We start from the raw sequence: 26,229 nt of genomic DNA on the forward strand, positions 1-26,229 counted from the left end.
ACAAAAAATATAGCCTTGTTTTGCCGGTTAGGTGATGGTTTTGGTAATACCAATTTGAAGGTTTTTTCTTTTAAAATGTTTTTTGTTGTTACCAATTTTTTTGGGTTTAAAAGTCTGTTTACATGATGCGATCTAGGTTTGATTTTTATCGCCAAGTTAAGCTGTAAGGTTGCTTATTATTCAGGTTTAAAGGAATAAAAATAATGGTTAAATTTAAAAAGTTACTTATTTGCTCTGCAGTTGCTGCAAGTACTTCTTTTGCGCACGCTGCTACGATTGAAAATTCAGGTTTTGAAGGTGGCTGGAGTAATTGGAATGAAACAGAGCCTGCAGCGCTATCTTCAGATTCGTATAAAGGCTCTAAATCACTGAAAATACAAGGTAGCCCAGGGCGTGTTTACCAAAATGTAGATGTAGATCGAAATACTCAGTACACGTTAAGTGCCTATGTACTCGGTAAGGGGCAAATCGGGATCAATGATCTTAATGGTTTGTTTAAAAGTGAGAAATTCAATGTTTCTTCATGGACAAAAGTATCTAAAACTTTCACCACGGCTAACACTGGTTCACTACAAGTATTTGCTAAGCATGATAAGAGTTCAAGCGATGTTCGTTTTGATGACTTTTCGTTAACTAAGGGTAGTTCTTCTGGCGGTGGAGACACCGGTGGTGATACTGGCGGCGGTGATACGGGTAGTGGCTCTGGTATAGCGAGTAACATCACCAACGGTAGTATTTTTGATCTTGAAGGTAATGATCCTCATCCATTAGTAAATAGCGATACTTTGGAGTTTGTTCCTTTAGAAGCGCGTCATATCACTCCAAACGGGAATGGCTGGCGTCATGAATATAAAGTTAAAGAAAGTGCACGTGTTGCAATGACCGAAACCTATGAGGTTTTTGAGGCAACTGTAAAAGTTGAAATGTCAGATGGTGGTAAAACAATTATCTCTCAGCACCATGCTAGCGATACCGGGACAATTTCTAAAGTGTATGTTTCAGATACAGATGAATCTGGATTTGATGACAGTGTAGCTGGAAATGGCATTTTTGACGTTTATGTTCGTCTGCGAAATACAAGCGGTAACGAAGAAAAATTTGCCCTTGGTACTATTACTAGTGGTGGCTCGTTTACTCTACGTGTTGAAAATAATTATGGCGATGTTGATGTTAGCGCACTAGGTCGCTCATTTGGTATACCTGTAGAAGATGACTCAGAGTCATACTTTAAATTTGGTAATTACCTACAATCACAAGACCCTGATACATTGGATGAGTGTGGGGAATCGGGTAATTCGGATTCTTTCAAAGAGTGCTTTGAAGATTTAGGGATTACAGAATCTAAAGTAACGATGACAAATGTTAGTTATACCCGAGAAACTAACTAATTAGCTACTCAATCATGGCCACTCAATTGAGTGGCCATACTAAAATTGCTTTAATTTATAGCCATTTTTTATTTTTAAAATACACACCAATACCGCCAGTAAGCACAATTAAAAATATGACAAAAGCACTAAATGCATAAGGGCTTTCGGTACCCGGAATACCCCCTACGTTTACACCTAACAGGCCAGTTAAAAAGCCTAACGGTAAAAAAAGTGCCGCTACTACTGACATAACATACATTCGCTGGTTTAACTGTTCAGAGACTTGGTTAGTGATTGTCTGCTGAATGATTTGCGCACGCTCAATCGAGCTATCAAGCTCCTCTAAATAACGAATAAGTAAGTTAGTCGTTTCATTAAGTTTTGCTTTATCGTCATCCAACAGCCAGGAATAGTGATTATTTACCATTGAGCTAAGGGCTTCTTTTTGCGGTTTTAAATAGCGTTTTAAGGCAATTGTTTGACGGCGTAACTGTGATAAACCTTGGTTATCAAACCTTTTACTAGGTTCATCTATTTCTTCTTCAAACTCATCGAGTGTTTCATCGAGTGAATCAATAACGCTTTGCATGCGAGAGGTTAGTTTTTGTGTAATGGAGCATACTAGCTCAGAAATATTACATGGACCTTTGTTTTCATTTAAACACGCAAGCGTATCTTGCACCGATAATAAACGGCGCTTACGGGTGGTAATAAGGATATTTTCACTAATAAATAAACGAATTGAAACCATGTCTTCAGGGCTTTGTGCTGGGTTTAAATTTACACCACGTAAAAATAACATGTGCCCATTAGTTGTTGCTGTAATACGTGGTCGTGTTTCATCAGCAATTAAAGAGTCTAATTCGTAATCGTTTAAATGAGGCTGTGCCTTGAGCCACTCAACCGCCTCACTTTGGCTATAGTCCATGTGCACCCAAAGTTTCCCTTGGCTTGGTTGCCAGCTATTTAGCTCATTCGTGCTTTCAATAGGGCGAGCGCCGCCTTGTCCATCAAGTACAAGTGCATGTAGTAAACCATTAATCATAATTATTTCTCATAATAGTGTATTTTTAATACCGTTAACTATAGTGTATCTACTTAAGTATTTTAAACTTACCTTTATTTTTAATAAGTTAAGTTTGAGCAACCAAATAAATGCAGAGCCTAGGGGCTGAGCAAAGTAGCATAAAGTACTGTTCAGTAAGGCGTGCATTGTGTGACTAGTTGTTCAAAAAGATCAATTTAATTTACTAATCGACTAGATAAATTTATTTCGTTGGTGTTTTTTTACCTGTAGCGTATAAGTCACTTTTTTATTAAGGGCACATTTATGACAGCAAAGATTACAGTTGGTTGGCGTGAGTGGTTAAGTTTACCTGAGCTTGGTATTAACGATATAAAAGCAAAAATTGATACAGGCGCTCGCACTTCATGTATTCATGCAATTAACATTGAAGAATACGAAGTTGACTCAGAGAAATGGGTTAAATTTACGGCCCAACCATTGCAGGATGATGAGCAAACGCAAGTCACTTGCAAGGCAAAAGTTAAAAAAATGAAGTACGTAACCAGCTCAAGTGGGCAAAAAGAGTTACGCTATTTTATAGAAACGACATTGCATGCAGGCGAGCATAGTTGGCCGATAGAGCTTACTTTAACAAGCCGTGCAACAATGAAGTTTAGAATGTTATTAGGGCGTACAGCCATGGAAAATCGTATAGTCGTTGACCCGGCTTTATCTCAACTATTAGGTCGTAAGGTTTAACTATGAAAATCGGTATTTTATCTCGCAACAGAAAATTATATTCAACACGTCGCTTAATTGAGGCGGCAGAAGCACGCGGTCACGAAGTTAAGGTGATTGATGCATTACGCTGCTATATGAATATAAACTCGGAGCAACCAGAAATTCACTATCGCGGTGAAAACTTAAAAGAATTTGACGCAATCGTCCCGCGTATTGGTGCATCGGTTACATTTTATGGCTGTTCGGTACTTCGTCAATTTGAAATGATGGGTGTTTATCCAGTAAACGAATCAGTCGCTATTTCTCGTTCGCGCGATAAATTACGCTCACTTCAGTTACTTTCGCGCAAAGGCGTTGGTATGCCAGTAACTGGCTTTGCGAGCAAACCAGATGATGTAAAAGACTTACTAGAAATGGTAGGCGGTGCACCTGTTGTAATTAAATTACTTGAAGGCACACAAGGCATTGGTGTTGTACTTGCTGAAACACGCAAAGCGGCAGAAAGTGTTATTGAAGCATTTATGGGCTTAAAAGCTAATATTATGGTTCAGGAATACATTAAAGAAGCAGGTGGCGCGGATATACGTTGTTTTGTACTAGGCGATAAAGTAATAGCAGCAATGAAGCGCCAAGCACAAGAAGGTGAGTTCCGTTCTAACCTTCACCGTGGTGGTAGCGCTACGTTAGTTCGCATTACTCCAGAAGAACGTAAAACGGCAGTAGCAGCGGCTAAATCAATGGGCTTAAACGTAGCGGGAGTTGATTTACTTCGCTCATCTCGTGGACCACTTGTGATGGAAGTTAACTCATCACCAGGTTTAGAGGGCATTGAAATAGCAACAGGTAAAGACATTGCAGGCATGGTGATTGATTTCATCGAAAAAAATGCTTCAAGTAAAGGAACAGCAACACGTGGCAAAGGTTAAAATTAACCGTCCTTTTACCTTATTAGGTGAAAGTGTAGGCGTAGGCGAGCGTAAAACACTTGCCTTAGAGGCAGCTAAACTTTATACCCATTCACCACTTAATATTCCTATTGAAGTGGTTAATGGTGTAATGGAGGGCCCTGTGCTTATGGTGTGTGCGGCGATCCATGGCGATGAACTAAATGGCGTAGAAGTTGTGCGTCAGTTAATTGCTAAAATAGACCCAAGCCAACTGCGCGGTACAATAATTGCTGTGCCTATTGTGAATGTGTTTGGCTTTATTCATAAATCGCGTTATTTACCAGACCGACGCGATATGAACCGTAGTTTCCCAGGTTCTGAGCGTGGCTCACTTGCTGGGCGTATGGCTTATATGTTTTTTAATCAAGTGGCAGTACATTGTACTCACATTATTGATTTACATACTGGCGCTATTCATCGAACTAACTTACCGCAAATTCGCGCTAATTTAGAAGATGAAGCAACGGCTGATATGGCTAAAGCATTTGGTACACCAGCGGTAATAAATGCGTCATTGCGTAATGGTTCATTACGAAGTGAAGCTGCAAACCTAGGTATACCGGTTATAACCTATGAAGCAGGTGAAGCACTGCGTTTTGATCCTATAGCTATTGCGGCAGGTGTGCAGGGTGTTGATTATGTTATGCGTCATTTAAAAATGATCCGTGGCAAGCGTCCTAAAAAGTTACCAGATCCTATCATTGCCGGTTCGACTAGTTGGATACGTGCAGAGGTTGATGGCATTGTGCGTGCACAAGTATCACTAGGTGAGCATGTGACTAAAGGGCAAGTACTTGCTTATATTAGTAGCCCATTAGGCGACTCTGAGCTTGAACTTTTAGCGCCCAAAGGCGGGATTGTTATTGGTCAGCAAACTATGCCATTAGTAAATGAAGGTGACGCGGTATTCCACCTTGCTTACTTTGCAAATGACAATAGTTTAGTAGAGCAGCAACTAGAGAACTTTATTGACGAGATAAACGATTTAGATGACGAGCTTAAAACAGCTGAACTAAATAACTAATAGCTAGGGCGTGTTTAACTTTGCGGATTGAAATTTGTTCAATCTAGGAGCGATTAAATCGCGGCGCGAGGTTTGTAACCTAGTGGGCTAAGTAAAAACCGAGTAACAAAGAGTTTATCGCCCCTAGGCAGAACCCGAAGGGCAGCGCATGTTTGGCATTTATGCTGCGTTATCGCCTATTTATGGGGAGTAACCACACTTCATAGGCTCTGCCTTGCCTAAAAACCAAACATACTGCTGCAAATTCAACCATCAAAGATCAACACGCCCTAGTCTTAATTGTGGTTAGTTAAAGCATTAAAAAGCCGCAGAAGTTAATTACTTACTGCGGCTTTTTTGTGACTAGTACTTTTTTAACTATGTTTTTTAGGGCCAATAATACGCTTTATAACGGGAGCTTTTGTTGGCTTTGGTTCTTTATTTAAAACCATGACAGGGCGTGTCACAAATAAATTATTAGGGTAAATTACACGGTGCCCATCAATATGCTCAAGTACTACATTCATTAAGCCCATTTCAACAATGCGCCCTTCAACATGATTTGCACCATCAATAATTCGTACCCAATAGCCAACACGGCAATCGTTTTGAATAAACATTAGTAAAAATGCGGTTAGGTTACTCAGTAATGACCAAGCGGCAAAAAGCGCTATGCCTAACATAGCGAATAAAGAGGAGCCTAAAACCAATAAGCCACGAAGCTCTATACCCCAAAATACTAAAACTAAACACAGCACGACAAAGGCGAGTATAATTTTTAGTAAGAGCTCTGCACGGTATTTTCGGTGTAAATCAACTTTCCCCTTAATTGCTTTTTCGAGTAATTTTTTGGTTATTTTTAATAGCAGAGGGAAAACCAAAATAGCGATTATAGTTACAATTAACTTATATTGTGATGCAAACAATTCTAAAACTTCTATTATTTCCACATTAGGTCCTGAACTTTCATAACAATGTAATTTAATGCAATTGGTATTAGTTTAACGTGTTTGTATTATTTAAAAAGTGTTTTTAACGCTTACTAGCCACTGTACTGAGTCTACGTCATCGTAGCTATCAACTGGGGCGGCAATATCAATGTGGATCATGGTTCCTGAATTTGCACGACTCGGTGCTAAACGAAGACCCACGCCTATATTTTTTAATACATGTGCGTTTTCACCATTATCTTTATCGTTAAACCATGCTCTGCCCACATCTACAAAAGCTGCGCCACCCACTTTAAATAGTTGTAGTAAATCGTACTCCCAGTAATAGCGCTTTTCTAGATTAACTAAAAAGCTGCGGTCGCCATGTTGATAATCCATAGGGTAACCACGCAGGCCTGTTTCGCCGCCTAAAGTAAGCTGTTGATCAGCAGTAAGGTTTTTTGCGTATTGCACGCGGGCTTTAACATACCAAGATTGGTCTTCACTGGTATTTAAATAATATTGTACTTGGCTGGTGGCCATAAAGTTTTCGAGTTTTTTCTGTTCTTTATTCCAATAGCCATCAATATCAGCACTAAAACGCCATAAGGTATTATCGTTAGTAAAGTGGGCTTTTTTAAAGTTAAAAGAATACACCGCGCGGCTGTCGTCATTACTTAATGATTCGTCTGAATAGCCAATTAAGCTTTTAATATTCCAACCTAAGTTTAAATCCTCAGTGCGAGATATACTGTCAAAATTGCGTACTTTTATGTAGTTATCTTCAAACCAATGGCCGCTTATAAAGGGATAACTTAAACTTCTGTCATCGGCAAGTGGTGCAAATGTAGTGTCTATAGCTTCAAAGGTATGCTGCTCGTCGGTATAACCTAAGGTTAAGCGCTGGGTCCAATTATTATCAAGCGCTTTAGAGTGTCCTATAAATGCACGGTTTAAATCAGTAGTTTGATCAAATTCGCTAAACTCTTCGCCGCGTTTATATAGTGACTCTTCGCGCTGCTCAGAATAGCTTAAAATACCGTAACTAAAAGGGGTATCTATCGCGTAAAATGGATAGGTTAGCTCAAGTAAATGGCGCTTGCCATCGCTGTTATCAGCGTACTCTAAACGGCCGCGGTAGCGAGTAGATAAAATATTAGGATCGTCGTAAACAAATAAATAACCGCTACGATCGCTGTCGGTCGTGCGTGACAAAGAAAGGCGCTTCCCCCAACCAAGCAGGTTTGATTCTCTAAAACCTATACTCGATTTATTTTCTCCGCCGCTACGGCTAAAGTTTACTTCAGGTAAAAGTGTCCATAAATCACGGGTAACCACTTCTACATTAACGTCACCGTCGCAGTTTTCGATTGCACTAATTTGTGCATCATATAAGTAGCTTTCTTTACGAAGTAAGCGCTCAGACTCTGCAAGCTTTTTAGCATCGTACTTGTCACCAGGGGAGAATAATAAAAGGTTATTAATCACATCGGGCTCTGTTTGAATATGAGCGCGGTTAGCAAATCGGAATAGGGCATTATTTTCCTCTTCAAGCTCAGTATTAAATACATTAAGTTGCTTGAGCTTTATTGAGGCTATTTTTGCGTTACTGTTACTATTTGTGAGGGATGTTTTGTCTTGGACTTCTCGGCGTAAGTTTTTATCTGTGCTTAAATCTGTCTGTTCTACAAGGCAGTTATCTGTTTTCATTGAAGATTGTTGTGCGAATGCATTAGGCACATAAGAGCTTATAACCGTTAAGCTAATACAACACTGTGCTATCCATTTCTTGTTCACCATTAAACCTCTTTACTGCTACGTAGCAAATGACTACCGTAATATCAGCTTACATCATTGTTATTATAATGTAAGTAAAAGGTATGGATTTTGAAACTAATTAATTGTTACTCATATTCACTTTTGTTAATAAGCAACCTGGTTTAGAACCGCCTGTGCGAGGGGTATTAAAAGCTAACTTAAATAAAATGCTAAAGCGGCTAATAAGTGCTCAGCTTCATGGCCTTCGGCATTAATCCAAATACTTTGGCTATAATGCTCATAGTTTAAATTAAAGGTTTGCTGATGATAGGTAAAGCGAACTTGATGGCGATCGGCACCTGCAGAATACTCGTTGAGTGTTACATCATCTGAGTGTAAAAATAGGGTACTCCACAGCTCAAAGTCTTCATCGTTTGGCGGCTCGACTGGTGTAATTAAAATGTATTTATGGGCGTGGTCATATTCTATTTGAGTCATAACTTTCTTAATTTGTAGCTAGGTAATTACGAATTGCAGTTAAGAATTCGCCGCCGTATTTATTTAATTTGGTAAAACCTACCCCCGACACTTTTAAAAATTCGCTGTCGTTTGTTGGCATAAGCTGCGCCATTTCGGCTAGCGTTTTATCATTAAATACCACATAAGGTGGTACATCATCGGCATCAGCAAGTTCTTTACGTAGTGCGCGCAGGCGAGCAAACAGTTTTTTGTCGTAATTAAATTGCGCTAATTTATCTTGATAAACGTGTTTGGCTTGCAGGCGTGGTTCGGCTAATTGCAGTGCGTACTCGCCTTTTAAAATTGCACGCGCGGCTTCGGTTAATCTAAGTGACGCACCTTGCGTTATATCTTGGCTAAGTAAGCCTTGATGAATAAGCTGGCGTAAAATACTGAGCCAAAATTCACTGCTTTTGTCTTTACCTATGCCGTAAGTACTTAGCTCATGATGATTGTTATCGCGTATGCGGCTAGTATTTGCACCACGTAGTAATTCAACAATGTAACCAAGACCAAAGCGTTGGTCAGCTCTATATACACACGAAAGTGCTTGCTGGGCGACTAAGGTACCATTAAAGCTTTTTGGCGGGTTTAAGCAAATATCGCAGTTGCCGCAAGGCTCGCGTTGATATTCACTAAAGTAATTAAGTAATATTTGCCTACGACAGGTCTGTGCTTCTGCAAAGCTTGCCATTGCGTTAAAGCGTTGTTCTTCTACGCGGCGGCGTTGTTCGTCGTCTATGTCTTCAAAAAAGCGTCTTACGCGGCCAATATCAGCTGGATCAAAGTACATTATGGCCTCAGCTGCGAGTCCATCTCGCCCAGCTCGACCTGTTTCTTGATAGTAAGACTCTATACTTTTTGGAATATCGTAATGCAGTACAAAACGCACGTTAGGCTTATTTATACCCATACCAAAGGCAACGGTTGCGACCACTATTTGAATATCGTCACGGGCAAAACCAGTTTGAACAAACTGTCGTTGCTCATTACTCATACCAGCATGGTAAGCGGCAGCGTTTAACCCTGCATCAGCCAATTTTTCGGCAATGTCGTCTACACGTTTACGGCTGGTGCAATAAATAATACCACTTTGGCTTTTTTGCTCTTTTAAGTAACGAAGCAATTGCACCATAGGTTTAAATTTTTCTTCTATGGTGTAGCGAATATTAGGGCGATCAAAGCTGCCAGTATGAATATAAGGCTGTTGTAGTTTTAATTGCTCAACTATATCAAAACGGGTGGCTTTATCGGCAGTTGCAGTTAGCGCCATCATGGGGACGTGTGCAAAACGCTGCTTTAATTCATTTAATCTAAAGTAATGAGGCCTAAAGTCGTGACCCCAATGTGACACACAATGCGCTTCGTCAATGGCAAATAAACTCACATTTAAATGCGATAAACGTTCTAAAAATTCGCGTTGTAATACTTTTTCAGGTGCCACATATAGAAGCTTAATTTGCCCCTGATGAAGCTGTTGATAGACTAATTGCTGCTCTTCTCGCGCTAAGCTGTTATTAACGTAAGCTGCTTTTACCCCAAGTGCTTGCAGTTGTGTTACCTGATCTTGCATAAGCGATATAAGTGGAGAAATAACAATAGTTACACCCTCAAGCACTAAAGCAGGAATTTGATAGCATACTGATTTTCCGCCGCCGGTAGGTAGTAATACCAGAGAGTCTTGACCATTAATAGCAGCGTCAATAACTGCTTTTTGACCGTCGCGAAATTCACTGTAGCCAAACACTTGTTTGAGGACAGTTTCGGGTTTACGCACTAGTGTGCTCGAAGAGGGAGTTGATGTATTCATTGGCGGGTATTTTAGTGGTTTTTTAGTGAGATGTCTTTAGCTGAGTTACTTAACCTTACCCCTATTGTAAGTAAATTTAACTCTGCTAGGGTCTGTTGATCTTTGCGGATTAAAATTTGTTCAGACTAGGGACTATTTAATCGCGGCGCGAGGTTTGTAACCTAGTGGGCTAAGTAAAAACTGAGCAACAAAGAGTAAATAGCCCCTAGGAAGAACCCTTTGGGCAGCGCCTGTTTGTCATTAATGCTACGTTATCGCCCATTTATGGGGAATAACCACACTACATAGGCTCTGCCTTGCCTAAATACCAAACAGACTGCTGCAAATTTAACCTTGAAAGATCAACAGACCCTAGTGTTGAAATAGCTTTTTAATATCAGGCTTATTTAAAATGACTTAACGAGAGCCTCGTAGTTTTGCTTAAGTTGTGCTTTACTCATCGTACCAGTTTAAACATAGAGAATAATAATGAATAAAGAAATGTTAATTGAACAAGTGGGCGCATTGTTTGTAAATGGCATGCCATTTAATCAGTTTTTAAATATCTCGGTTGAGTCACTTACTCCAGAGCAAGCAAAAATAAGTTTTCCTTGGCAAGACGTATTTATAGGAAACCCTGCGCAAAAAATATTACATGGTGGCGTTATTTCAGCCGTTCTCGACAACGTAGGAGGCATGCTCGCGGCAGCGAGTGTAATTGATAAGCTAACCGATATAGACATTAAGAGTGTACAGCAAAAGCTAGCAACCCTTGGCACTATCGATTTACGAACCGATTATTTGCGCCCAGGAAAAGGGGAGAGCTTTATAGCAAGTGCCACACTTATTCGCTCAGGCAATAAAGTATGTGTGTGTAGAATGGAATTGCATAACGAACAATCTGTTCAAATTGCTTTTGGAACTGGTACGTATTTAGTTGGATAAAACGCGCGTGGCAAGTAAACTAGCTGCCTTTTAAATCACTAAGTGTTTATTATGTCGATTGATACCGAGCAGCGTAAAGGTGCTATTTTTGCTTGTCTTGCTTTTTTTATGTGGGGTCTTGCGCCAATATACTTTAAGTTAATTCAGCATGTTACTGCCTTTGAAATTTTAATGCATCGGGTTGTTTGGTCGGTTGTATTTTTAGTACTGGTAGTAAGTGTTTTAAAGTATTGGGGCAAAGTAAAACGCATCATTGTTCAGCCTAAGCTTTTGCTTATGCTTGTTATTACCTCTGCGCTGCTAGGGTTTAACTGGGGTTTATTTATATGGGCTATAAATAATAACCATATGCTTGATGCGAGTTTGGGCTATTACATAAACCCTCTTTTAAATGTATTGCTGGGAATGCTCTTTTTAGGTGAACGCCTGCGTAAGTTTCAAGGCGTAGCAGTGGCACTTGCCTTTAGTGGTGTTGTACTGCAGTTAATTAGTTTTGGCTCGTTTCCGGTAGTGGCATTTTCATTGGCTATATCGTTTGCGCTTTATGGTTTAATACGTAAAAAGTTACCTGTTGAAGCTCTGCCTGGTATTTTACTTGAAGCACTTATATTACTGCCTGTTGCACTCATTTATTGGTGGTTAATGGTGCCGACACCAACTTCAAGCCTCCCAGCCAACGATTGGCATACTAATGCATTACTGATTAGTGCAGGTATTGTAACTACATTACCATTGCTGTGTTTTACCGGCGCCGCCAAACGCTTGCAGTACACTACACTGGGATTTTTTCAGTACATAGGGCCAAGCCTAATGTTTATATTGGCAGTGGTGTTTTACGGTGAAGTGTTTGACGCAGAACGTTTAGTAACGTTTGCATGTATTTGGAGTGCGCTAGCTATTTTTAGTTGGGACTCTTACCATCAATCACGCAAACGTAAAAAAGCGGCTATTACAGCCGCAGAAGTATAATTAACCTAATAGAGCTGTTAGCTAACTACTTTATTACGACCAGATTCTTTAGCGTCGTAAAGCTTTAAATCGGCCTGTTTTAATAGTTCATCAATTTTATAAACAGGCCCGTTTGAAAAACCAATAGATATAGTAAATTTGATTTTTTCTTTACTAAACTCTTGGCTATTCGCCTCTATAAAGTACCTAAAACCTTCAAGTCTTTTTAGCGCTTCTTGTTTATCCGCATTTGCAAAGTAAACGGCAAACTCTTCACCACCTAAACGGGCTACTAAATACTTTTTAAAATATTTGCTAAAGCAAATGGAGAGCCCTTTTAATACTTCGTCGCCAACATCGTGTCCGTATGTGTCGTTAATCGCTTTAAAGTGATCAATATCAAGCATCGCTAAAGCACCATCACCTTTAGCACGTTTAATTTTCTTTAGTGATTTTTCAGCTTTTTCGAAAAAGTAACGGCGGTTTGGTAAATTAGTAAGGTAATCAGTATTAGCCTGTCGTTTTATGGTGGCCATAAGTTCTAACATATCGACGTTTTGGCTAAGTCTGCAATAAAACTCTTCATTATTAAAAGGTTTATGCAGGTAATCGTTTGCGCCATTTTTTAAAAACAAAGTTGATAAATCAGACGAGTCTGCGGCTGAAATACCTATAATCACTTTTTCATCGTTGTCATATAAACGGCGAATTTCAGTGCATAGTTCATCACCATTCATGTTTGGCATTTCGTTATCAGTAATAATTACCGATATATCCGAAGATGTTTCAAGTATAGCCAGTGCTTCTATACCGTCTTCAGCTTGTAGAGTTTGATATTTATGGCGTGCAAGCAAGCTGCATATATAAGTACGTGTGGATGCGGAGTCATCAACAACGAGCACTTTTACATTTTCGTTGCGAGTTAATCTAAGTAATTGTCTTTCAAGGTATTGATATGCTTGTTTGTTTTCTTTAATGATGTAATCGATGATTGGATATTTTTCGACTGTATCGCGGGTTTGTTTATCAATATTACCCGTCATTACAATGGTTGGAATGTCAGCCTTAACAGTACACGGTACTGCTTCACCTGATGGGGCATCAGGTAATATAAAGTCAACTACAGCGCAAAAGTAGCTATTTTTACCTATTAGCTCTTTTGTTTGTGCTAATGACTCTGCTATATCAACTTCATAACCTGCTTTAAGCGCGATGTGCTTTTGCACTCGCGCCATTGCAGGTGTATCTTCAACTATTAGTATTTTTCGCGTCACGTAACAACCTTGTTTATATTTTGCAAAATTATTTGCTTATACAAGTTGTAACTGTTAAAACGCAAAAAAGCAAACAACTTAAGTACTTACAGATTATCCGCTTCTGAATAATACTCTTGGCTAATCGGTGCCGGCCCTGACATTTTTGAGCGGCCAAATAAAGTATGAAACTTAGTTTTACAGGTCGTTAGCTTTAAGTATTTTACCCAAGCACGTTCGATTGGGTTAGTAGGTTCTTGTGAGCCAGTTACTACTGCTACAAACTGTTCTTGATGTTCGTTTTGCGGCTCAATTGTTTTACTGTATAAGCCTCTTAAAACAACACCGTGTTGTTCTAATATACTGGCTTCTAATAAGGTGAAGTTTCCGCTGCGGCTAAAACCACGTGGAAAATTCTGATCATCATAAAATTGACGTTGGCTAACAAATGCTTGGCGTAGTAATGAAATGTTATTGCTCATAGCTTTATCCTCATACCCTATTAATTAGCTGGAGTATGATGCAAGTTTGGCAATTTATTAAACAAATTATTTTTATCGTGAGGATAAAAAATTGGATATCGATTTATTAAAAACATTTGTTGAAGTAGTGCGTACGCGTCACTTTGGTAAAGCGGCCGAAAACCTTTATATTACGCAGTCTGCAGTGAGCTTTAGAATTCGCCAATTAGAGCAAGGGCTTGGTGTTAATTTGTTTATTCGCCAGCGTAATAATATTCAACTTACAGCACCTGGCGAGCGCTTATTACCGCACGCACAAATGATTATTACGGGCATGCAGCGCGCCAAAGTCGATGTTGCACTTGCCGACAATATGCATAAGCAAATTAGCTTAGCAGGAACGCCTAATATTTGGGATGCTTTTTTACAGTTTGGTATAACAAATATTGTATCGGCGATGCCGGGCGTGTCGTTGGTTGCAGAAGTTAAAGCACAACAAGAGAGCACTCGACTTTTATTAGAGCGTACTCTCGATTTGGCAATATTATTTGATCCGCCAAAAGTAGATGAATTAGTGGTAGAGCGAATTTGTGAGTTGCCAATCATTCCAGTAAGCGGATACGACACCGCAACGAACGAAAACTTTTTTGATAATCAATATGTGTATGTTGATTGGGGAACTACTTTTTCTCTTTGGCATGCGCGTCAGTTTACAGGAAAAACGCCACCTTACTTTAGAACCAGCACGGGACGTATTGCACTTGATTTAATACTGCAATGTGGTGGTAGTGCATTTATACCTCAAGTATTGGTTGAAGGGCATTTAGAAAAAGGTGAGTTGTTTCATGTTAAAGGGGTAGAAAACACCTCAAGAGACGTATTTATAGCGTATCACAGAGACAACGAGCAAAAAGAGCTAATAGAAACCTTAGTTAATTTACTTTCGAAAATGACGCCAAGCTTGTCATTAAAGCAAGATAAGTAAGTACGACCACTTACTAGGCTTTCATGTTATTTTGATTTCACATTTAATGCATTTTTATTAACAAAAAAAGACATTAATATTTCCGTTGTAATATTACTGTCATTTATGAATGACAAAATGCAGCAGTTTTGAAAATTAGTCTTTTGTGATTATCCAAGGAAATAACATGAAATTTGTAAAATCGAGCTTATGCTTAGCACTATTAAGTGGTTTATCTTTTAATGCACTTGCCGACGTAGACATTTACGGTAAAGCGAATGTAACAGTGCAATCATCTGATGATGGCGAAGGGTCTTTTACCGAGATAAAAAGTAATGCATCTCGTCTTGGTGTTAAAGGTTCTGAAAAAATAAATGATAGTTTAGAAGCGGTATATAAGTTTGAGTTTCAAGTTGATGTGTCTGATGCTGATTCAAAAGGCGATAACGACGACAATATTTCTGCGCGTAACCAATATGTTGGTTTAAAAGGTGCGTTTGGTCAGGTTGTAATTGGTCGTAACGATACTGCGCTTAAGCAATCTCAAGGTAAGTTAGATTTATTTAACGATCTTGAAGGCGACATTAAAAATGTATTTAAAGGTGAAAACCGCTTAGGAAATACAGTTAGTTATTCATCAAACTCATACGAAGGCTTTAAAGTACTTGCTACTTTTGTAGCTGAAGATGATGTAGACGCTGATAACGGTTACTCAATGGCGGTGACATACGGTGACGTGGCACTTAAAAAGAGCGCGGTATACGCCTCTATTGCAGCCGATAGTGAAGTAAATGGCTACGACGTAGTGCGTGCATCAATCCAAGGTAAAGTTGAAAACTTTAAATTGGGCGCAATGTACCAAACACAAGAAGCAGTAGATGGCAGCGCAGAAGCGGATGGTTACTTGCTAAATGCTGCTTACAGCATGGGTAACAACACATTTAAAGTGCAATACCAAGATATGGACTTTGACGACAGCGACGATAAGTCAGCAATTTCAGTTGGTCTTGATCACAAATTAAATAAAAATATTAAAGTATTTGGTTTTTATTCAAGCTTCGATATGGACAACAACGTTGACCAAGACTACGTAGGCTTAGGTATGGAATACAAGTTTTAACTATTCGCTAAATTAGTTAAAACACTCTCTTTTTAACCGCGCTCTTTTGAGCGCGGTTTTTTTTGCTTTAAATTATTTACCCGCCCATAATAGACCCTCATTTGGAATGAGGTGCAAATCCTCAACTATTCCCGTAACTGTAATTAGTACAACGCTTTAAGTCAGATACAAATGAGCAATACCAATCAGCATAAATATTTGAACAATTTAACGAATTAAATTTATCGCTTAATAGGTTCTATATCTAAATAGATTGGTATAATTTTTTAACGAGCGGGTTTACTCATTTTTATTAATGCACTAGTTATTGTTAGCTGTATTGTTAGTGAGTACACGCCTACCAAGGACTCACTGTTGCACACTAAATCAGCGCTAAACACGCCTTTACTTAACGTTAAAAATGTTTCGTGGGGGATTGCCAATAAAAGCATTTTAAATAATATTAATTTGCAAATATCGCCAGGTAAATTTGTGGGTTTAATAGGCCCAAATGGGGCGGGTAAGTCGAGTTTGCTGCGTTGTTTATATCGTTTTAACCGGCCAATATCAGGGCAGGTTACTTTTAATAACCACGATATTTGGCAACTTAAAAGTGAAGATTATGCAAAGCAAGTCGCTGTGGTACTTCAAGAAACACCTTCGCAATTTAACTTAAGCGTATTTGATGTTATTGCACTTGGGCTTACGCCTCATAAATCGCTATTTAGCTCAATAACTAACATTGATAAACAAAAAATCATTCAAGCAATCAATACAGTCGGGTTGGAAGATCATAGTGATCAAAGCTTTGAGTCGCTCTCAGGCGGTGAAAAGCAACGTGCCTTGATAGCCCGCGCCATAGTCCAGCAACCTCAACTGTTAATAATGGACGAGCCAACTAGCCATTTAGATGTTAAATACCAAATACAGGTTATGGAGCTTGCTAAATCGTTGGGTGTAACGGTATTTGCATCGTTTCATGATTTAAACTTAGCCTCTGCAATGTGCGATGAACTAGTGGTTATTAAAAATGGTGAAATTACGCATACAGGCACGCCAACTGAGGTATTAACCGAAAGCATGTTAGGCGACGTTTTTGGTGTCTGCGCCCAAGTAAATGACCACCCGCAAATATCGAAGTCGGGAAATAGCATCCCTCATATCACTTACTTTTATGGTTACAAATAATATGAGCGCAGTTAATAATCGCCACTCATTTGCGCTTTTTATAAGTGCTGCAGCTGCTTTATTTAGCTTATTTGCAGCACTTAGTTTTGGTGCAGTAGAGACCTCACTTCAAGACGTACTTAATAGCTTTTTACTCTCAAATGATGCGTCTTTTAATACGCGTATTATTTTTGAACTAAGAATGCCACGCACATTACTCGCCTTTTTAGCTGGCTCTGGTTTAGCAATTGCGGGGCTTATTTTACAAACGGTAACGCGTAACCCTTTAGCCGATCCTTACTTATTTGGTATATCGTCGGGTGCCTCATTTGGTGTGGTGTTACTTATGGCATTAGCAGGCATTAGCGCAGGCTTTATGCTATCGGCAGCAGCACTGCTGGGCAGCTTACTCGCTATGAGTTTATTAATACTTATTGCAGGTAGGCAGCAAAGTGCACAGGTAGAATCAATGTTATTAGCTGGTGTTGCTCTGTCGTTTTTATTTAGTGCGTTTACCAGCTTGTTGCTTTATTGGAGCGACCCTCAGGCGGTAGCCGCTATTTTATTTTGGACACTGGGCAGCTTCGCTCGTGCGCAGTGGGCTACGCTTTGGTTACCTTTATTGGTAATTACATTGTGTACGTTTGTAATGCTGAGCTATAGAAGGCAGCTCAATGCCATGTTACTTGGCGATGAAAGCGCAATTACATTAGGTGTTAGGGTCCAGCGCTTTAGAATACTTATGCTGGTTTTGAGCTCATTAATTACCGCTGTGCTGGTAGCTATGTGTGGTGGTATTGGGTTTGTAGGATTAATGGTACCGCACATTGTGCGCTTTTTTATATCCCAAGGCACCATCGCGGGATTGCTAGTAACCAGCTTAGTGGGCGGTACATTTATGGTGTGGGTTGATGTACTTTCGCGCTCATTGCTAAAAAACCAAGAATTGCCCGTAGGTGTTATAACCGCTGCTATTGGTAGCGTGTTCTTTTTGAGTTTATTGTTTTTTAGAAAGCGAAGGGTGTAATTCCATGAAAACCTTAATGGTGCAAGGCACTACTTCCGACGCAGGTAAAAGTACCCTAGTTGCAGCCCTTTGCAGGGTATTTGCTAAGCGAGGGGTAAAGGTTGCGCCTTTTAAACCACAAAATATGGCACTTAATAGCGCAGTAACAAAAGATGGTGGCGAAATTGGTCGTGCGCAAGCTTTGCAAGCAATAGCAGCTAAAGTAGAGCCCGAAATAGACTTTAATCCTATTTTACTTAAACCTAATAGCGATACGGGCGCACAAGTGATTATTCACGGAAAAGCCATTAGTAATATGGAAGCGGGTAAATATCACGACTATAAAAAAGTGGCGATGGATGCAGTAATAACCTCACATAACCGCTTAGCTAAATGCTTTGATTTACTCCTTGTTGAAGGGGCAGGTAGCCCTGCTGAAATAAACCTGCGTGAAAACGATATTGCCAATATGGGTTACGCCGAAGAGGTAGATTGTCCTGTCATTATTATTGCCGATATTGATAAAGGTGGTGTGTTTGCACATTTGGTAGGTACGCTTGCGTTGTTAAGCGAGTCAGAACAGGCGCGTGTAAAAGGCTTTGTTATAAACCGCTTTAGAGGCGATGTAGGTTTGCTGCAAGGCGGGCTAGATTGGCTTGAAGAATACACAAACAAACCCGTGCTTGGCGTATTACCTTATTTGCACGACCTCGCGCTTGATGCTGAAGACGCTGTTGCAATTGATAATAACGTAACCAACGCCACAATTAATATTGCAGTGCTACTTGTTCCCCACATTAGTAACCACACCGATTTTGATGCACTGCGTTTGCACCCAAACATTAATATAAATTATGTGCGCCATACCCAAACGATCCCAGACGTTGATCTGATAATTCTCCCTGGCAGTAAAAATGTGCTGGGCGATTTAAATTTTTTGAAAAATGAAGGCTGGGACACTCAAATTAAGCGCCACTTACGCTATGGTGGCAAAGTACTTGGCATTTGTGGCGGCATGCAAATGCTGGGCAATACAATCAACGATCCCGATGGTATTGAGTCGTCATTAAAGCAAGTGAATGGGCTTGCTCTATGCGACTTTGAAACCACGCTGACAGCACAAAAAGTATTAACTAAAATAACCGCTACACTGCTTTTAAATAACCAATCAACACCCTGTAGTGGTTACGAAATACATGCAGGAATTAGCCAAGGTGCAGCGCTTGATAAGCCATTTTTAACCTTTGATGAAAACCACCCACATGGTTTTACGTTTGATGGCTTTATTAGCGATGATAACGCCATTGCGGGCACCTATTTACATGGTTTATTTGATGAAGCCGATGCTACATCGCAAATTTTAAAATGGGTAAAACCAAGCGCCTCAATTAATCCAATTAGTATTGCCACTCATCGCGAGCAGCAGTTAGAACGATTAGCAACCATGTGCGAAACGCATTTAAATATACAGCAAATTATCTCGATTTATGAAGGGCACAATAATGACTGAACAAAACAACGATAAGCACAAGCAGCGCCAACAAAAAGTAAAAGAACAAGTGGATGCGCGCGTTGCTGCAGCACAAGATGTAAAAGGTATTTTTCAGGTAATTACCGGCAATGGTAAAGGTAAATCAACCTCGGGTTTTGGCGTTGTAGCACGCTGCGTAGGGCATGGTAAAAAAGCAGCCGTTTGCCAATATATTAAAGGTACATGGGAATGTGGCGAGCGTAATTTATTACAAGGTGCAGGCGTTGAGTTTGTTGTAATGAACACCGGTTTTACCTGGGATACGCAAAATAAAGAAGCCGATACCGCAGCCGCCCAAGCAACATGGCAAGAGTCAAAACGCATGCTTGCAGATAGCAGTATTGATTTAGTATTACTCGATGAGCTTACGTATATGGTGACCTACGGCTACGTTGATTTAGATGAAGTGGTAACAGCGCTTAATAACCGCCCGCCAATGCAGTCAGTTATTATTACCGGGCGTGCAGCGCACCGTACTTTAACCGACCTTGCCGACACCGTAAGCGAAGTACGTAATGTAAAACACGCATTCGACTCAGGCATAAAAGCGCTAGAAGGGTTTGATTACTAATGTTTAAAGCGCTTTTTATTGGGCTGCTGCTTTTTAGTGTATTGGGTGATGCACTTGCAGAGCAGACCAAGGATTCTAAAAAACTGCGCATAATCGCGCTTGCACCACATATAGTCGAAAACCTATTTGCCATAGGAGCGGGCGATAATATTGTGGGCACGGTTGATTACGCCGACTATCCTGCTGAGGCTAAAAGTATTGAGCGCATAGGCGGTTATTACGGTATCTCACTTGAAAAAGTGTTGGCGCTTAAACCTGACTTAGTAATTGCGTGGAAAAGCGGAAATCAAAGCGAAGATTTAGCTCAAATAGAGCGCCTGGGTATAAAAGTATATTTGAGTAATCCCACCACAATCGCTGGTGTAGCCGATGAATTACTTACTTTTGGTGAATTTACAGGGAACATTAAGCAAAGCCAGCAAGCGGCAAATGCATTTAAACATAAGCTAAATGGTATTGTTAAAAACCAACAAGATAAAAAAAATATTACCGGGTTTTATCAGTTATGGGCTGAGCCCATGATGACAGTAAGTAAAAATACATGGATAAGCCAACTGATTGAAACATGCCATGTAAGCAATGTATTTGCACAGAGCGTTACAGATTACCCGCAAATTAGTATCGAAAATGTCATTGTTACTAAGCCACAAGTTATTATTATCCCTGATGAAAAATCAAAAACACCACAGCCGGTTGTTAATTGGCAAAAATGGCCAGAAGTGCCAGCAGTTAAAAACGATCAATTTATTAGCGTAAATGCTGATTTATTACATCGTTTTACTCCGCGGATGCTAGATGGACTCGCGGATATGTGTGATAAAATAGACGCATCACGTAAACAGATTAAGAGTACACAATGAGCGATTGGGCTACATTTTTAGAAAGTGAATTACAGCAACCTTACATGCAGGAAACGTTAGAGTATGTGGCTAATCGCCGCAATGAAGGTGTTGCTGTTTATCCGCCTGAACCTCAAGTATTTAGTGCTTTTGATGCCACAGCACTAAATGACATCCGCGTTGTAATTTTAGGACAAGACCCATACCACGGAGAAGGGCAAGCGCATGGCTTGTGTTTTTCGGTATTGCCTGATGTAAAAAAGCTGCCGCCGTCGCTTAAAAATATGTACAAAGAGTTAGCTACCGATATCAGCGGTTTTGCTGTTCCTGAACACGGGTACCTGCAAAGTTGGGCAGATCAGGGTGTATTTCTACTCAATACAGTATTGACCGTTGAGCAAGGGCAAGCGCATTCTCACAAGCATTTAGGATGGAAGCAATTTACCGATAATGTAATAGCGCATATTAATAAGCACTGCGAAGGTGTGGTATTTATTTTATGGGGTGCACATGCACAAAAAAAAGGTAAAGGCATAGATAGCGCTCGCCATCATATTTTAAAAGGGCCGCACCCATCGCCGCTTTCGGCGCATAGAGGCTTTTTTGGTTGTCAGCATTTTTCAAAAACGAATGAGCTATTACAAGCCCAAGATGAAAAACAGATTAACTGGCAGGTGTAAATAACCTGGGCTCTGAATAATAAATTTATCTCATGCAGCTCTTTTCAGCGCATTAAAAAAGGCTTCCATATTATGGAAGCCTTTTTGTTTAGTTGGGGCGTATTGAATTAAAAATCGAGCTCTTCAATCGCAATACTGTCTGCAAAGTAGTCTAGTTCTTGTAGTTCTTTACGTAGGCGTTGTTTGTCTTTTATTGCTTCTATTTCACGCCATTTTCTTTTTTTATTTTTCTGGGAGGTTTTCCTTGTTGTATCTGGTCCTTCTAATATCTCTAATATATCGTTTAGGCTATCCATGAACTTCTCCTATTGATTTTATTGACCTCAAGAATACCTATACCACAGGCATAACTAAAATAGAACAAAAAAGTGACAGTTATGTTACGGGGATGTGATGAGTTGATGAAGGTTTATACGAAGATTATATAGAGGAGTAGCGTATTTTAGGCATAAAAAAACGCCGCTATTGCGACGTTTTTTAAAACACGATTATAGCAAATTACATTGCTTTAAAGCGCGCTTCTAGTTGTTCTTGTGCATCAGCAAAAGAGCGAATACCTTCAGCTAGTTTTTCAGTAGCCATAGCATCTTGGTTATGTAACCAACGGAACTGCGCTTCTGTAAGTGGCTCTGGTTTTGGCTCTTGTGGAACATCGCTTTCAAGCAAATATTCTTGTGCGCCTTCAAGGTTGCCTAAATCTTCTAAAAGATTAGGGCTAATAGTTAGCTTGTCACAACCTGTAAGTGCAATAATCTCGCCTGTATTACGGAAACTTGCACCCATCACAACTGTTTTGTAGTCATGGCGTTTGTAAAATTCAAAAATGCTGCGTACAGACTGAACACCTGGATCTTGTAGCGGATCTGTTGGTTTTTCCATACCGTTAGCAACGTGCCAATCTAAAATACGACCAACAAATGGCGAAATTAGAAATACGTTTGCATCGGCACACGCGCGAGCTTGGGCATCGCTAAATAATAAAGTAAGGTTACATTTAGTGCCTTCTTTTTCTAGCTGCTCAGCGGCTTTAATACCTTCCCACGTAGACGCTACTTTAATTAAAATTTTGTCTTTGCTTACACCTTCTTTTTCGTAAAGGCTAAGTAGGGTATGTGCTTTATCAATTGTAGCTTGTGTATTAAACGAAAGGCGTGCATCTACTTCAGTAGAAATATAACCTGGTACAATCTCGCTAATTTCTTTACCAAGTAATACGGCAAAGTAATCACATGCTAGTTCAAGTTGTTTAGCAGGCTCTTGCTCGGTTTCTTTTGCGTAGCTCCAAGCTTTATCTAGGTAAGGCTTATATGCTTCAATCTCGCTCGCTTTTAATAAAAGTGACGGGTTTGTAGTTGCATCTTCTGGTTGATGCTTTTTAATAGCTTCAATATCACCAGTGTCGGCCACAATAGATGAATGTTGTTTTAGCCTTTGTAGAGCTGAAGTCATTTGCTTTCCTCATTCCAAGCAAGTTAAAAGAAAAATCTAATCACTCTTAATATATACAATCCATACTGCAACAGTGTGACAATGCTTGATAGGTCTTATGTCCTTATCAATAAAAAAACGGCAATGCATGGGTTATTAAGAGAGGATTTATTTAAACAAAACGTGCTTTTCGTTTCATTTAATGTTGAAATTGACACTAAATAAATTACAAGTCAATAGCTAACTATGATCACTGTTATTTCACCTGCAAAAAATCTTGATTACGAAACGCCACCCGCAACAGACAAGTTCACTCAGCCTGAATTACTAGAGCACAGCGAAGAGCTCATGAAAGTATGCCGTGAACTAACACCAGCGCAAATTGGCAGTTTAATGAAAATTAGCGATAAGCTTTCTGGACTTAACGCTGCGCGCTTTAGCGAGTGGGCACAACCGTTTACACAAAATAATGCTAAACAAGCCGCACTTGCCTTTAATGGCGATGTATATGGCGGTTTAGATGCAAGTACGCTTAAAGCTAGCGAGCTTGATTACGCACAAAACCATTTGCGTATTCTCTCGGGTTTATACGGGTTATTAAAACCACTTGATCTAATGCAAGCTTACCGTCTTGAAATGGGCACCAAGCTTGAAAACTCGCGTGGCAAAAACTTATACGAGTTTTGGGGCAGCGTAATAGCGAACAAACTAAACGACGTATTAAAAGCACAAGACGCGCAATACTTAGTTAACCTTGCTTCAAACGAATACTTTAAAGCGGTAGATAAAAAAGCATTAAATGCGCAAATTATTACCCCACACTTTAAAGACTGTAAAAACGGTCAATACAAAGTAATTAGCTTTTACGCTAAAAAAGCACGCGGCATGATGGCGCGCTACATTATCGAAAATAAAGTAACGCAGTTAAGCCAACTTAAAGAGTTTAAGGTAGCAGGTTATTACTTTAGCCCTGAGGCAACAGTTAAAGAGCTTGAGCCGGTATTTATGCGCGACGAACAAAATTAGGTTTATAAGCTTAAATAAAAAATTTAAAAGCCATGCATTGCATGGCTTTTTTGATGTTGGCGTTATATTTGCAATCTCATCTAATATTAATGAGAACACTAATTAAATAGGTGCAAATAAAATGATCAGCATTCCGTCAATTGACGAAGCCGAAAAACTAATAGAAGAAAAGCTCGGAGGGTGGTTTGATGTTGTAATAAGCCATATCCCTAATTTTATAGTTGCGATACTGATCGCAATTGTGTTTTCAATATTGGCGCGCTTTGCTGGCAAGCTGATGAAAAACATATTACGCCGCTCTCTCGACTCAACACAAATTGCCGACTTAATGGCGTCAATTTTTAAAGTTATTGTGTTGTGTATAGGTTTATTTATAGCGCTCGATTTTGTTGGGCTAAAAGGCACCGTAACTTCGTTACTTGCTGGTGCGGGTATTGTGGGTTTAGCCATTGGTTTTGCGTTTCAAGACATGACCGAAAACCTAATTGCTGGTATAGCAATGGGTGTACGTAAGCCATTTAAAACAGGTGACGTAATAGAAACCGATGATGTGTTTGGTTCAATACATTCTATAAACCTACGTAACACGCTAATAGAGAGCTTTTACGGGCAGTTAATACTGGTACCAAACAAAGTATTATTTAGGAACGTACTAAAAAACTACACCACTTTAGGTGTTAGGCGCATAGAGGTACCCGTAGGTATTTCGTACGGCGACGACATAGAAAAAGCAAAAGACGTCATCGTCGAAAAAATAAATGAATTTGATTTCGTAATACGTAAAGACGAAACCGCAGTATACGCCGAAGGTTTTGGTGACAGCAGCATTAACTTACTGGTATGGTTTTGGATTAAATACCCAGGCGAGCCTGACTTTATGACGGTACGCCACAAAGGTGTTGTTGCCGTTAAGCAGGCACTTGATGAAGCTGATATTAGTATTCCATTCCCAATTCGTACTTTAGATTTTGGTATTAAAGGCGGCGAAAAACTCGATGCCATGATAAGCGATAAAATAAGCCAGCAATCATCAAATAAAGACAGTGGTGAGGGGACTGACTCTAACCAAAGTGAGTAATTTAGTTAAAGCTCATTAGGCAAAAGCATTGGGAAATAGTTACTTACCAACAGCGCGTTTTTACAGAGTAAAATTGCGCTGTTGGTTTTTATAAACGGATTATTAGCCAAAAGTTAAATACCTAGTGTTGTGTCTATTGAATATCAATGCTGATCAGTTCTCTGACTATAGGAGTGTTTAATAAGTAAAAGTAGTGTTTATCCACCGACTTCTTTACTACCTTTGCAGCATACTTTGGAATAGCACCCCCATCTATTTCAATAACTAAATCATCCTCTTTCAGTCCCGCTCGATCGGCTGAAGAACCTGTGTAAACCTTTACAAAATTAACTGAGTTTATTTCAAGGCTAAAAATCAGAGATAGCCACGCTAGCATCAAATCCAAATCACTCTTCTTCAGCATTACAAAAACTGAATATAAACAATAGTGTAAAAATTAGGGTGTCATTTTTAGCTTCTTTTTACGCATAACAAGTTCGTAGAGTTGCGCGCTTATATTTATAAGTTAAACAGTAACCAAACGATCTGTTGGTTCAATTGTTTAGATAGCTGTACTAAAACGAGGATGGTGACTAATGCTGATGTAACTTGTTCTATTAGCCAAGCCAGTAGTATGTTTGGTATTAGTGGGGCTATCGCTTTGGTGGGAGGAATAATTGCATTACATAGGTTTTATTTTATCTTTGTACTCAACAGCTAAACTCGCCTTAAACAGGGTATAAAAAAGCGCAGCTTGTGTTGGAGTAACAAGCCGCGCTTATGAATTAGTTATACAAATAAGTTTATGTGGTGCGTATTAAATAACGCTAATTTTATTACGAATGATTTTTACGCCATCCATATTTTCTAAAAACTTTTGAGCTAGTGCGCGCTGAAAACCAGTTTGTGCTTCACCATATAAATCTACTTCACCATTTTTTACCTGCACACGAATATCACTTAACGCTAGGTTAGGATTAGTTCGTAGGGTGTTGGTGATAGCTTGTTGTAAGTTAGGTTGAGTGGCTACACTGCTTACTACGGCCATGTTGGTTGCTGCACTTACCTTTGTAGCGCAAGCTAATAAAAATAAACAACAAAATGATACTAAAGCGATAGTTAACTTGAAGCGGTTCATAACTTAATCCTTACATTACGGTGAATAGTGCAGCCACAATATGGAAATTCCATC

General features: G+C 39.6%; 27 protein-coding genes and 1 riboswitch. Of the genes, 16 read left to right on the plus strand and 11 right to left on the minus strand.

Going from position 1 to position 26,229, the window contains the following annotated elements; genetic code table 11:
• The first annotated feature begins 203 nt into the window (after positions 1 to 203).
• Entirely contained in the window at positions 204 to 1,388 is a 1,185-nt protein-coding gene (locus CXF89_RS01545; RefSeq protein ID WP_121953614.1) for a polysaccharide lyase family 7 protein, read from the plus strand.
• 55 nt (positions 1,389 to 1,443) lie between these two features.
• Here the strand turns inward: CXF89_RS01545 and CXF89_RS01550 are convergent, their stop codons facing one another.
• Positions 1,444 to 2,415: a zinc transporter ZntB gene (locus CXF89_RS01550; protein WP_076925088.1), complete on the minus strand. Its 972-nt coding sequence runs from the start codon at positions 2,413 to 2,415 to the stop codon at positions 1,444 to 1,446.
• Between the two features lie 285 nt (positions 2,416 to 2,700).
• Here CXF89_RS01550 and CXF89_RS01555 point away from each other — a divergent pair, with 285 nt between their 5' ends.
• Genes CXF89_RS01555 through CXF89_RS01565 form a run of 3 tightly spaced genes read left to right on the plus strand, consistent with a single transcriptional unit; the run spans position 2,701 to position 5,088 of the window.
• Positions 2,701 to 3,135: an ATP-dependent zinc protease family protein gene (locus CXF89_RS01555; RefSeq protein WP_024596236.1), complete on the plus strand. Its 435-nt coding sequence runs from the start codon at positions 2,701 to 2,703 to the stop codon at positions 3,133 to 3,135.
• Between the two features lie 2 nt (positions 3,136 to 3,137).
• The gene (rimK, locus tag CXF89_RS01560) at positions 3,138 to 4,043 is read left to right on the plus strand and encodes a 30S ribosomal protein S6--L-glutamate ligase (protein WP_002961977.1); all 906 of its coding nucleotides are present in this window, start codon (positions 3,138 to 3,140) and stop codon (positions 4,041 to 4,043) included.
• Positions 4,030 to 5,088 carry a succinylglutamate desuccinylase/aspartoacylase family protein gene (locus CXF89_RS01565; protein WP_121953615.1) on the plus strand — a complete coding sequence of 353 codons (1,059 nt, stop codon included), beginning with the start codon at positions 4,030 to 4,032 and terminating at the stop codon, positions 5,086 to 5,088. Before rimK ends, CXF89_RS01565 begins: the two co-directional genes overlap by 14 nt.
• Positions 5,089 to 5,441: 353 nt before the next feature.
• Here the strand turns inward: CXF89_RS01565 and CXF89_RS01570 are convergent, their stop codons facing one another.
• From CXF89_RS01570 to recQ, 4 genes are all read right to left on the minus strand, one after another.
• Positions 5,442 to 6,017 (minus strand): mechanosensitive ion channel domain-containing protein, encoded by a 576-nt coding sequence (locus CXF89_RS01570; protein WP_121953616.1) that lies wholly within the window; start codon positions 6,015 to 6,017, stop codon positions 5,442 to 5,444.
• Between the two features lie 69 nt (positions 6,018 to 6,086).
• Positions 6,087 to 7,796, minus strand: coding sequence for a BamA/TamA family outer membrane protein (locus CXF89_RS01575; protein WP_121953617.1), 1,710 nt, complete (start codon positions 7,794 to 7,796; stop codon positions 6,087 to 6,089).
• Positions 7,797 to 7,967: 171 nt separating this feature from the next.
• Positions 7,968 to 8,252 carry a DUF3630 family protein gene (locus tag CXF89_RS01580; protein ID WP_121953618.1) on the minus strand — a complete coding sequence of 95 codons (285 nt, stop codon included), beginning with the start codon at positions 8,250 to 8,252 and terminating at the stop codon, positions 7,968 to 7,970.
• 7 nt (positions 8,253 to 8,259) lie between these two features.
• Positions 8,260 to 10,083, minus strand: coding sequence for a DNA helicase RecQ (gene recQ, locus CXF89_RS01585; RefSeq protein ID WP_121953619.1), 1,824 nt, complete (start codon positions 10,081 to 10,083; stop codon positions 8,260 to 8,262).
• Between the two features lie 468 nt (positions 10,084 to 10,551).
• Between recQ and CXF89_RS01590 the strand changes: the two genes are divergently transcribed.
• On the plus strand, positions 10,552 to 11,007 hold the full coding sequence (locus CXF89_RS01590) for a thioesterase family protein (protein WP_024599000.1): 456 nt from the start codon (positions 10,552 to 10,554) through the stop codon (positions 11,005 to 11,007).
• Positions 11,008 to 11,058: 51 nt separating this feature from the next.
• Positions 11,059 to 11,976, plus strand: coding sequence for an EamA family transporter RarD (rarD, locus tag CXF89_RS01595; RefSeq protein WP_121953620.1), 918 nt, complete (start codon positions 11,059 to 11,061; stop codon positions 11,974 to 11,976).
• A gap of 17 nt (positions 11,977 to 11,993) precedes the next feature.
• Here rarD and CXF89_RS01600 read toward each other — a convergent pair whose 3' ends face one another.
• Both CXF89_RS01600 and CXF89_RS01605 read right to left on the minus strand, forming a co-directional pair.
• On the minus strand, positions 11,994 to 13,229 hold the full coding sequence (locus CXF89_RS01600) for a GGDEF domain-containing response regulator (RefSeq protein WP_121953621.1): 1,236 nt from the start codon (positions 13,227 to 13,229) through the stop codon (positions 11,994 to 11,996).
• Between the two features lie 86 nt (positions 13,230 to 13,315).
• The gene (locus tag CXF89_RS01605) at positions 13,316 to 13,690 is read right to left on the minus strand and encodes a MaoP family protein (protein WP_007583734.1); all 375 of its coding nucleotides are present in this window, start codon (positions 13,688 to 13,690) and stop codon (positions 13,316 to 13,318) included.
• A 91-nt stretch (positions 13,691 to 13,781) separates the two neighbouring features.
• Here CXF89_RS01605 and CXF89_RS01610 point away from each other — a divergent pair, with 91 nt between their 5' ends.
• The 8 genes from CXF89_RS01610 (at position 13,782) to ung (ending at position 21,526) form a co-directional block, all read left to right on the plus strand.
• Positions 13,782 to 14,654 carry a LysR family transcriptional regulator gene (locus tag CXF89_RS01610; protein WP_101216524.1) on the plus strand — a complete coding sequence of 291 codons (873 nt, stop codon included), beginning with the start codon at positions 13,782 to 13,784 and terminating at the stop codon, positions 14,652 to 14,654.
• A 166-nt stretch (positions 14,655 to 14,820) separates the two neighbouring features.
• The gene (locus CXF89_RS01615; protein ID WP_024590705.1) at positions 14,821 to 15,753 is read left to right on the plus strand and encodes a porin; all 933 of its coding nucleotides are present in this window, start codon (positions 14,821 to 14,823) and stop codon (positions 15,751 to 15,753) included.
• A 67-nt stretch (positions 15,754 to 15,820) separates the two neighbouring features.
• A riboswitch (cobalamin riboswitch) is annotated at positions 15,821 to 15,945 on the plus strand.
• A 162-nt stretch (positions 15,946 to 16,107) separates the two neighbouring features.
• Positions 16,108 to 16,920, plus strand: coding sequence for an ABC transporter ATP-binding protein (locus CXF89_RS01620; RefSeq protein WP_121953622.1), 813 nt, complete (start codon positions 16,108 to 16,110; stop codon positions 16,918 to 16,920).
• A 1-nt stretch (position 16,921) separates the two neighbouring features.
• Positions 16,922 to 17,926, plus strand: a complete 1,005-nt coding sequence (locus CXF89_RS01625; protein ID WP_121953643.1) for a FecCD family ABC transporter permease — start codon at positions 16,922 to 16,924, stop codon at positions 17,924 to 17,926.
• 4 nt (positions 17,927 to 17,930) lie between these two features.
• Entirely contained in the window at positions 17,931 to 19,415 is a 1,485-nt protein-coding gene (locus tag CXF89_RS01630) for a cobyric acid synthase (protein WP_121953623.1), read from the plus strand.
• Complete coding sequence (gene cobO / locus CXF89_RS01635; protein ID WP_007376484.1) at positions 19,408 to 20,007, plus strand: cob(I)yrinic acid a,c-diamide adenosyltransferase; 600 nt, start codon at positions 19,408 to 19,410, stop codon at positions 20,005 to 20,007. The genes CXF89_RS01630 and cobO overlap by 8 nt, the downstream gene beginning before the upstream one ends.
• On the plus strand, positions 20,007 to 20,867 hold the full coding sequence (locus CXF89_RS01640; RefSeq protein WP_121953624.1) for a cobalamin-binding protein: 861 nt from the start codon (positions 20,007 to 20,009) through the stop codon (positions 20,865 to 20,867). Before cobO ends, CXF89_RS01640 begins: the two co-directional genes overlap by 1 nt.
• Positions 20,864 to 21,526 carry a uracil-DNA glycosylase gene (gene ung / locus CXF89_RS01645; RefSeq protein ID WP_121953625.1) on the plus strand — a complete coding sequence of 221 codons (663 nt, stop codon included), beginning with the start codon at positions 20,864 to 20,866 and terminating at the stop codon, positions 21,524 to 21,526. Before CXF89_RS01640 ends, ung begins: the two co-directional genes overlap by 4 nt.
• Positions 21,527 to 21,633: 107 nt before the next feature.
• On the opposite strand, the gene CXF89_RS01650 is transcribed toward ung, so the two are convergent.
• Both CXF89_RS01650 and tal read right to left on the minus strand, forming a co-directional pair.
• A complete protein-coding gene (locus CXF89_RS01650) occupies positions 21,634 to 21,822 on the minus strand; it encodes a DUF3545 family protein (protein WP_024596183.1) in 189 nt (62 codons plus the stop codon).
• A gap of 202 nt (positions 21,823 to 22,024) precedes the next feature.
• On the minus strand, positions 22,025 to 22,975 hold the full coding sequence (gene tal, locus CXF89_RS01655; protein ID WP_024598990.1) for a transaldolase: 951 nt from the start codon (positions 22,973 to 22,975) through the stop codon (positions 22,025 to 22,027).
• 225 nt (positions 22,976 to 23,200) lie between these two features.
• Here tal and yaaA point away from each other — a divergent pair, with 225 nt between their 5' ends.
• Together yaaA and CXF89_RS01665 are read left to right on the plus strand one after the other, a co-directional pair.
• A complete protein-coding gene (gene yaaA, locus CXF89_RS01660) occupies positions 23,201 to 23,980 on the plus strand; it encodes a peroxide stress protein YaaA (RefSeq protein ID WP_121953626.1) in 780 nt (259 codons plus the stop codon).
• 121 nt (positions 23,981 to 24,101) lie between these two features.
• Complete coding sequence (locus CXF89_RS01665; RefSeq protein ID WP_121953627.1) at positions 24,102 to 25,058, plus strand: mechanosensitive ion channel family protein; 957 nt, start codon at positions 24,102 to 24,104, stop codon at positions 25,056 to 25,058.
• A 133-nt stretch (positions 25,059 to 25,191) separates the two neighbouring features.
• Here CXF89_RS01665 and CXF89_RS01670 read toward each other — a convergent pair whose 3' ends face one another.
• Positions 25,192 to 25,443 (minus strand): PDZ domain-containing protein, encoded by a 252-nt coding sequence (locus CXF89_RS01670; RefSeq protein WP_145990795.1) that lies wholly within the window; start codon positions 25,441 to 25,443, stop codon positions 25,192 to 25,194.
• A 411-nt stretch (positions 25,444 to 25,854) separates the two neighbouring features.
• Complete coding sequence (locus tag CXF89_RS01675) at positions 25,855 to 26,175, minus strand: BON domain-containing protein (RefSeq protein ID WP_010553266.1); 321 nt, start codon at positions 26,173 to 26,175, stop codon at positions 25,855 to 25,857.
• Positions 26,176 to 26,229: the final 54 nt, after the last annotated feature.

Origin of the sequence: Pseudoalteromonas sp. MelDa3, assembly GCF_002863625.1 — a bacterium.
Classification (GTDB): Bacteria; Pseudomonadota; Gammaproteobacteria; order Enterobacterales; family Alteromonadaceae; genus Pseudoalteromonas; species Pseudoalteromonas arctica.

Excerpts from the sequence above, each read along its gene's own strand:
- CXF89_RS01545 (WP_121953614.1), top strand. The coding sequence starts at position 204 with ATGGTTAAATTTAAAAAGTTACTTATTTGCTCTGCAGTTGCTGCAAGT.
- CXF89_RS01550 (WP_076925088.1), bottom strand. The coding sequence starts at position 2,415 with ATGATTAATGGTTTACTACATGCACTTGTACTTGATGGACAAGGCGGC.
- CXF89_RS01555 (WP_024596236.1), top strand. The coding sequence starts at position 2,701 with ATGACAGCAAAGATTACAGTTGGTTGGCGTGAGTGGTTAAGTTTACCT.
- rimK (WP_002961977.1), top strand. The coding sequence starts at position 3,138 with ATGAAAATCGGTATTTTATCTCGCAACAGAAAATTATATTCAACACGT.
- CXF89_RS01575 (WP_121953617.1), bottom strand. The coding sequence starts at position 7,796 with ATGGTGAACAAGAAATGGATAGCACAGTGTTGTATTAGCTTAACGGTT.
- CXF89_RS01580 (WP_121953618.1), bottom strand. The coding sequence starts at position 8,252 with ATGACTCAAATAGAATATGACCACGCCCATAAATACATTTTAATTACA.
- recQ (WP_121953619.1), bottom strand. The coding sequence starts at position 10,083 with ATGAATACATCAACTCCCTCTTCGAGCACACTAGTGCGTAAACCCGAA.
- CXF89_RS01590 (WP_024599000.1), top strand. The coding sequence starts at position 10,552 with ATGAATAAAGAAATGTTAATTGAACAAGTGGGCGCATTGTTTGTAAAT.
- rarD (WP_121953620.1), top strand. The coding sequence starts at position 11,059 with ATGTCGATTGATACCGAGCAGCGTAAAGGTGCTATTTTTGCTTGTCTT.
- CXF89_RS01605 (WP_007583734.1), bottom strand. The coding sequence starts at position 13,690 with ATGAGCAATAACATTTCATTACTACGCCAAGCATTTGTTAGCCAACGT.
- CXF89_RS01615 (WP_024590705.1), top strand. The coding sequence starts at position 14,821 with ATGAAATTTGTAAAATCGAGCTTATGCTTAGCACTATTAAGTGGTTTA.
- CXF89_RS01625 (WP_121953643.1), top strand. The coding sequence starts at position 16,922 with ATGAGCGCAGTTAATAATCGCCACTCATTTGCGCTTTTTATAAGTGCT.
- CXF89_RS01630 (WP_121953623.1), top strand. The coding sequence starts at position 17,931 with ATGAAAACCTTAATGGTGCAAGGCACTACTTCCGACGCAGGTAAAAGT.
- cobO (WP_007376484.1), top strand. The coding sequence starts at position 19,408 with ATGACTGAACAAAACAACGATAAGCACAAGCAGCGCCAACAAAAAGTA.
- CXF89_RS01640 (WP_121953624.1), top strand. The coding sequence starts at position 20,007 with ATGTTTAAAGCGCTTTTTATTGGGCTGCTGCTTTTTAGTGTATTGGGT.
- ung (WP_121953625.1), top strand. The coding sequence starts at position 20,864 with ATGAGCGATTGGGCTACATTTTTAGAAAGTGAATTACAGCAACCTTAC.
- CXF89_RS01650 (WP_024596183.1), bottom strand. The coding sequence starts at position 21,822 with ATGGATAGCCTAAACGATATATTAGAGATATTAGAAGGACCAGATACA.
- tal (WP_024598990.1), bottom strand. The coding sequence starts at position 22,975 with ATGACTTCAGCTCTACAAAGGCTAAAACAACATTCATCTATTGTGGCC.
- yaaA (WP_121953626.1), top strand. The coding sequence starts at position 23,201 with ATGATCACTGTTATTTCACCTGCAAAAAATCTTGATTACGAAACGCCA.
- CXF89_RS01665 (WP_121953627.1), top strand. The coding sequence starts at position 24,102 with ATGATCAGCATTCCGTCAATTGACGAAGCCGAAAAACTAATAGAAGAA.
- CXF89_RS01675 (WP_010553266.1), bottom strand. The coding sequence starts at position 26,175 with ATGAACCGCTTCAAGTTAACTATCGCTTTAGTATCATTTTGTTGTTTA.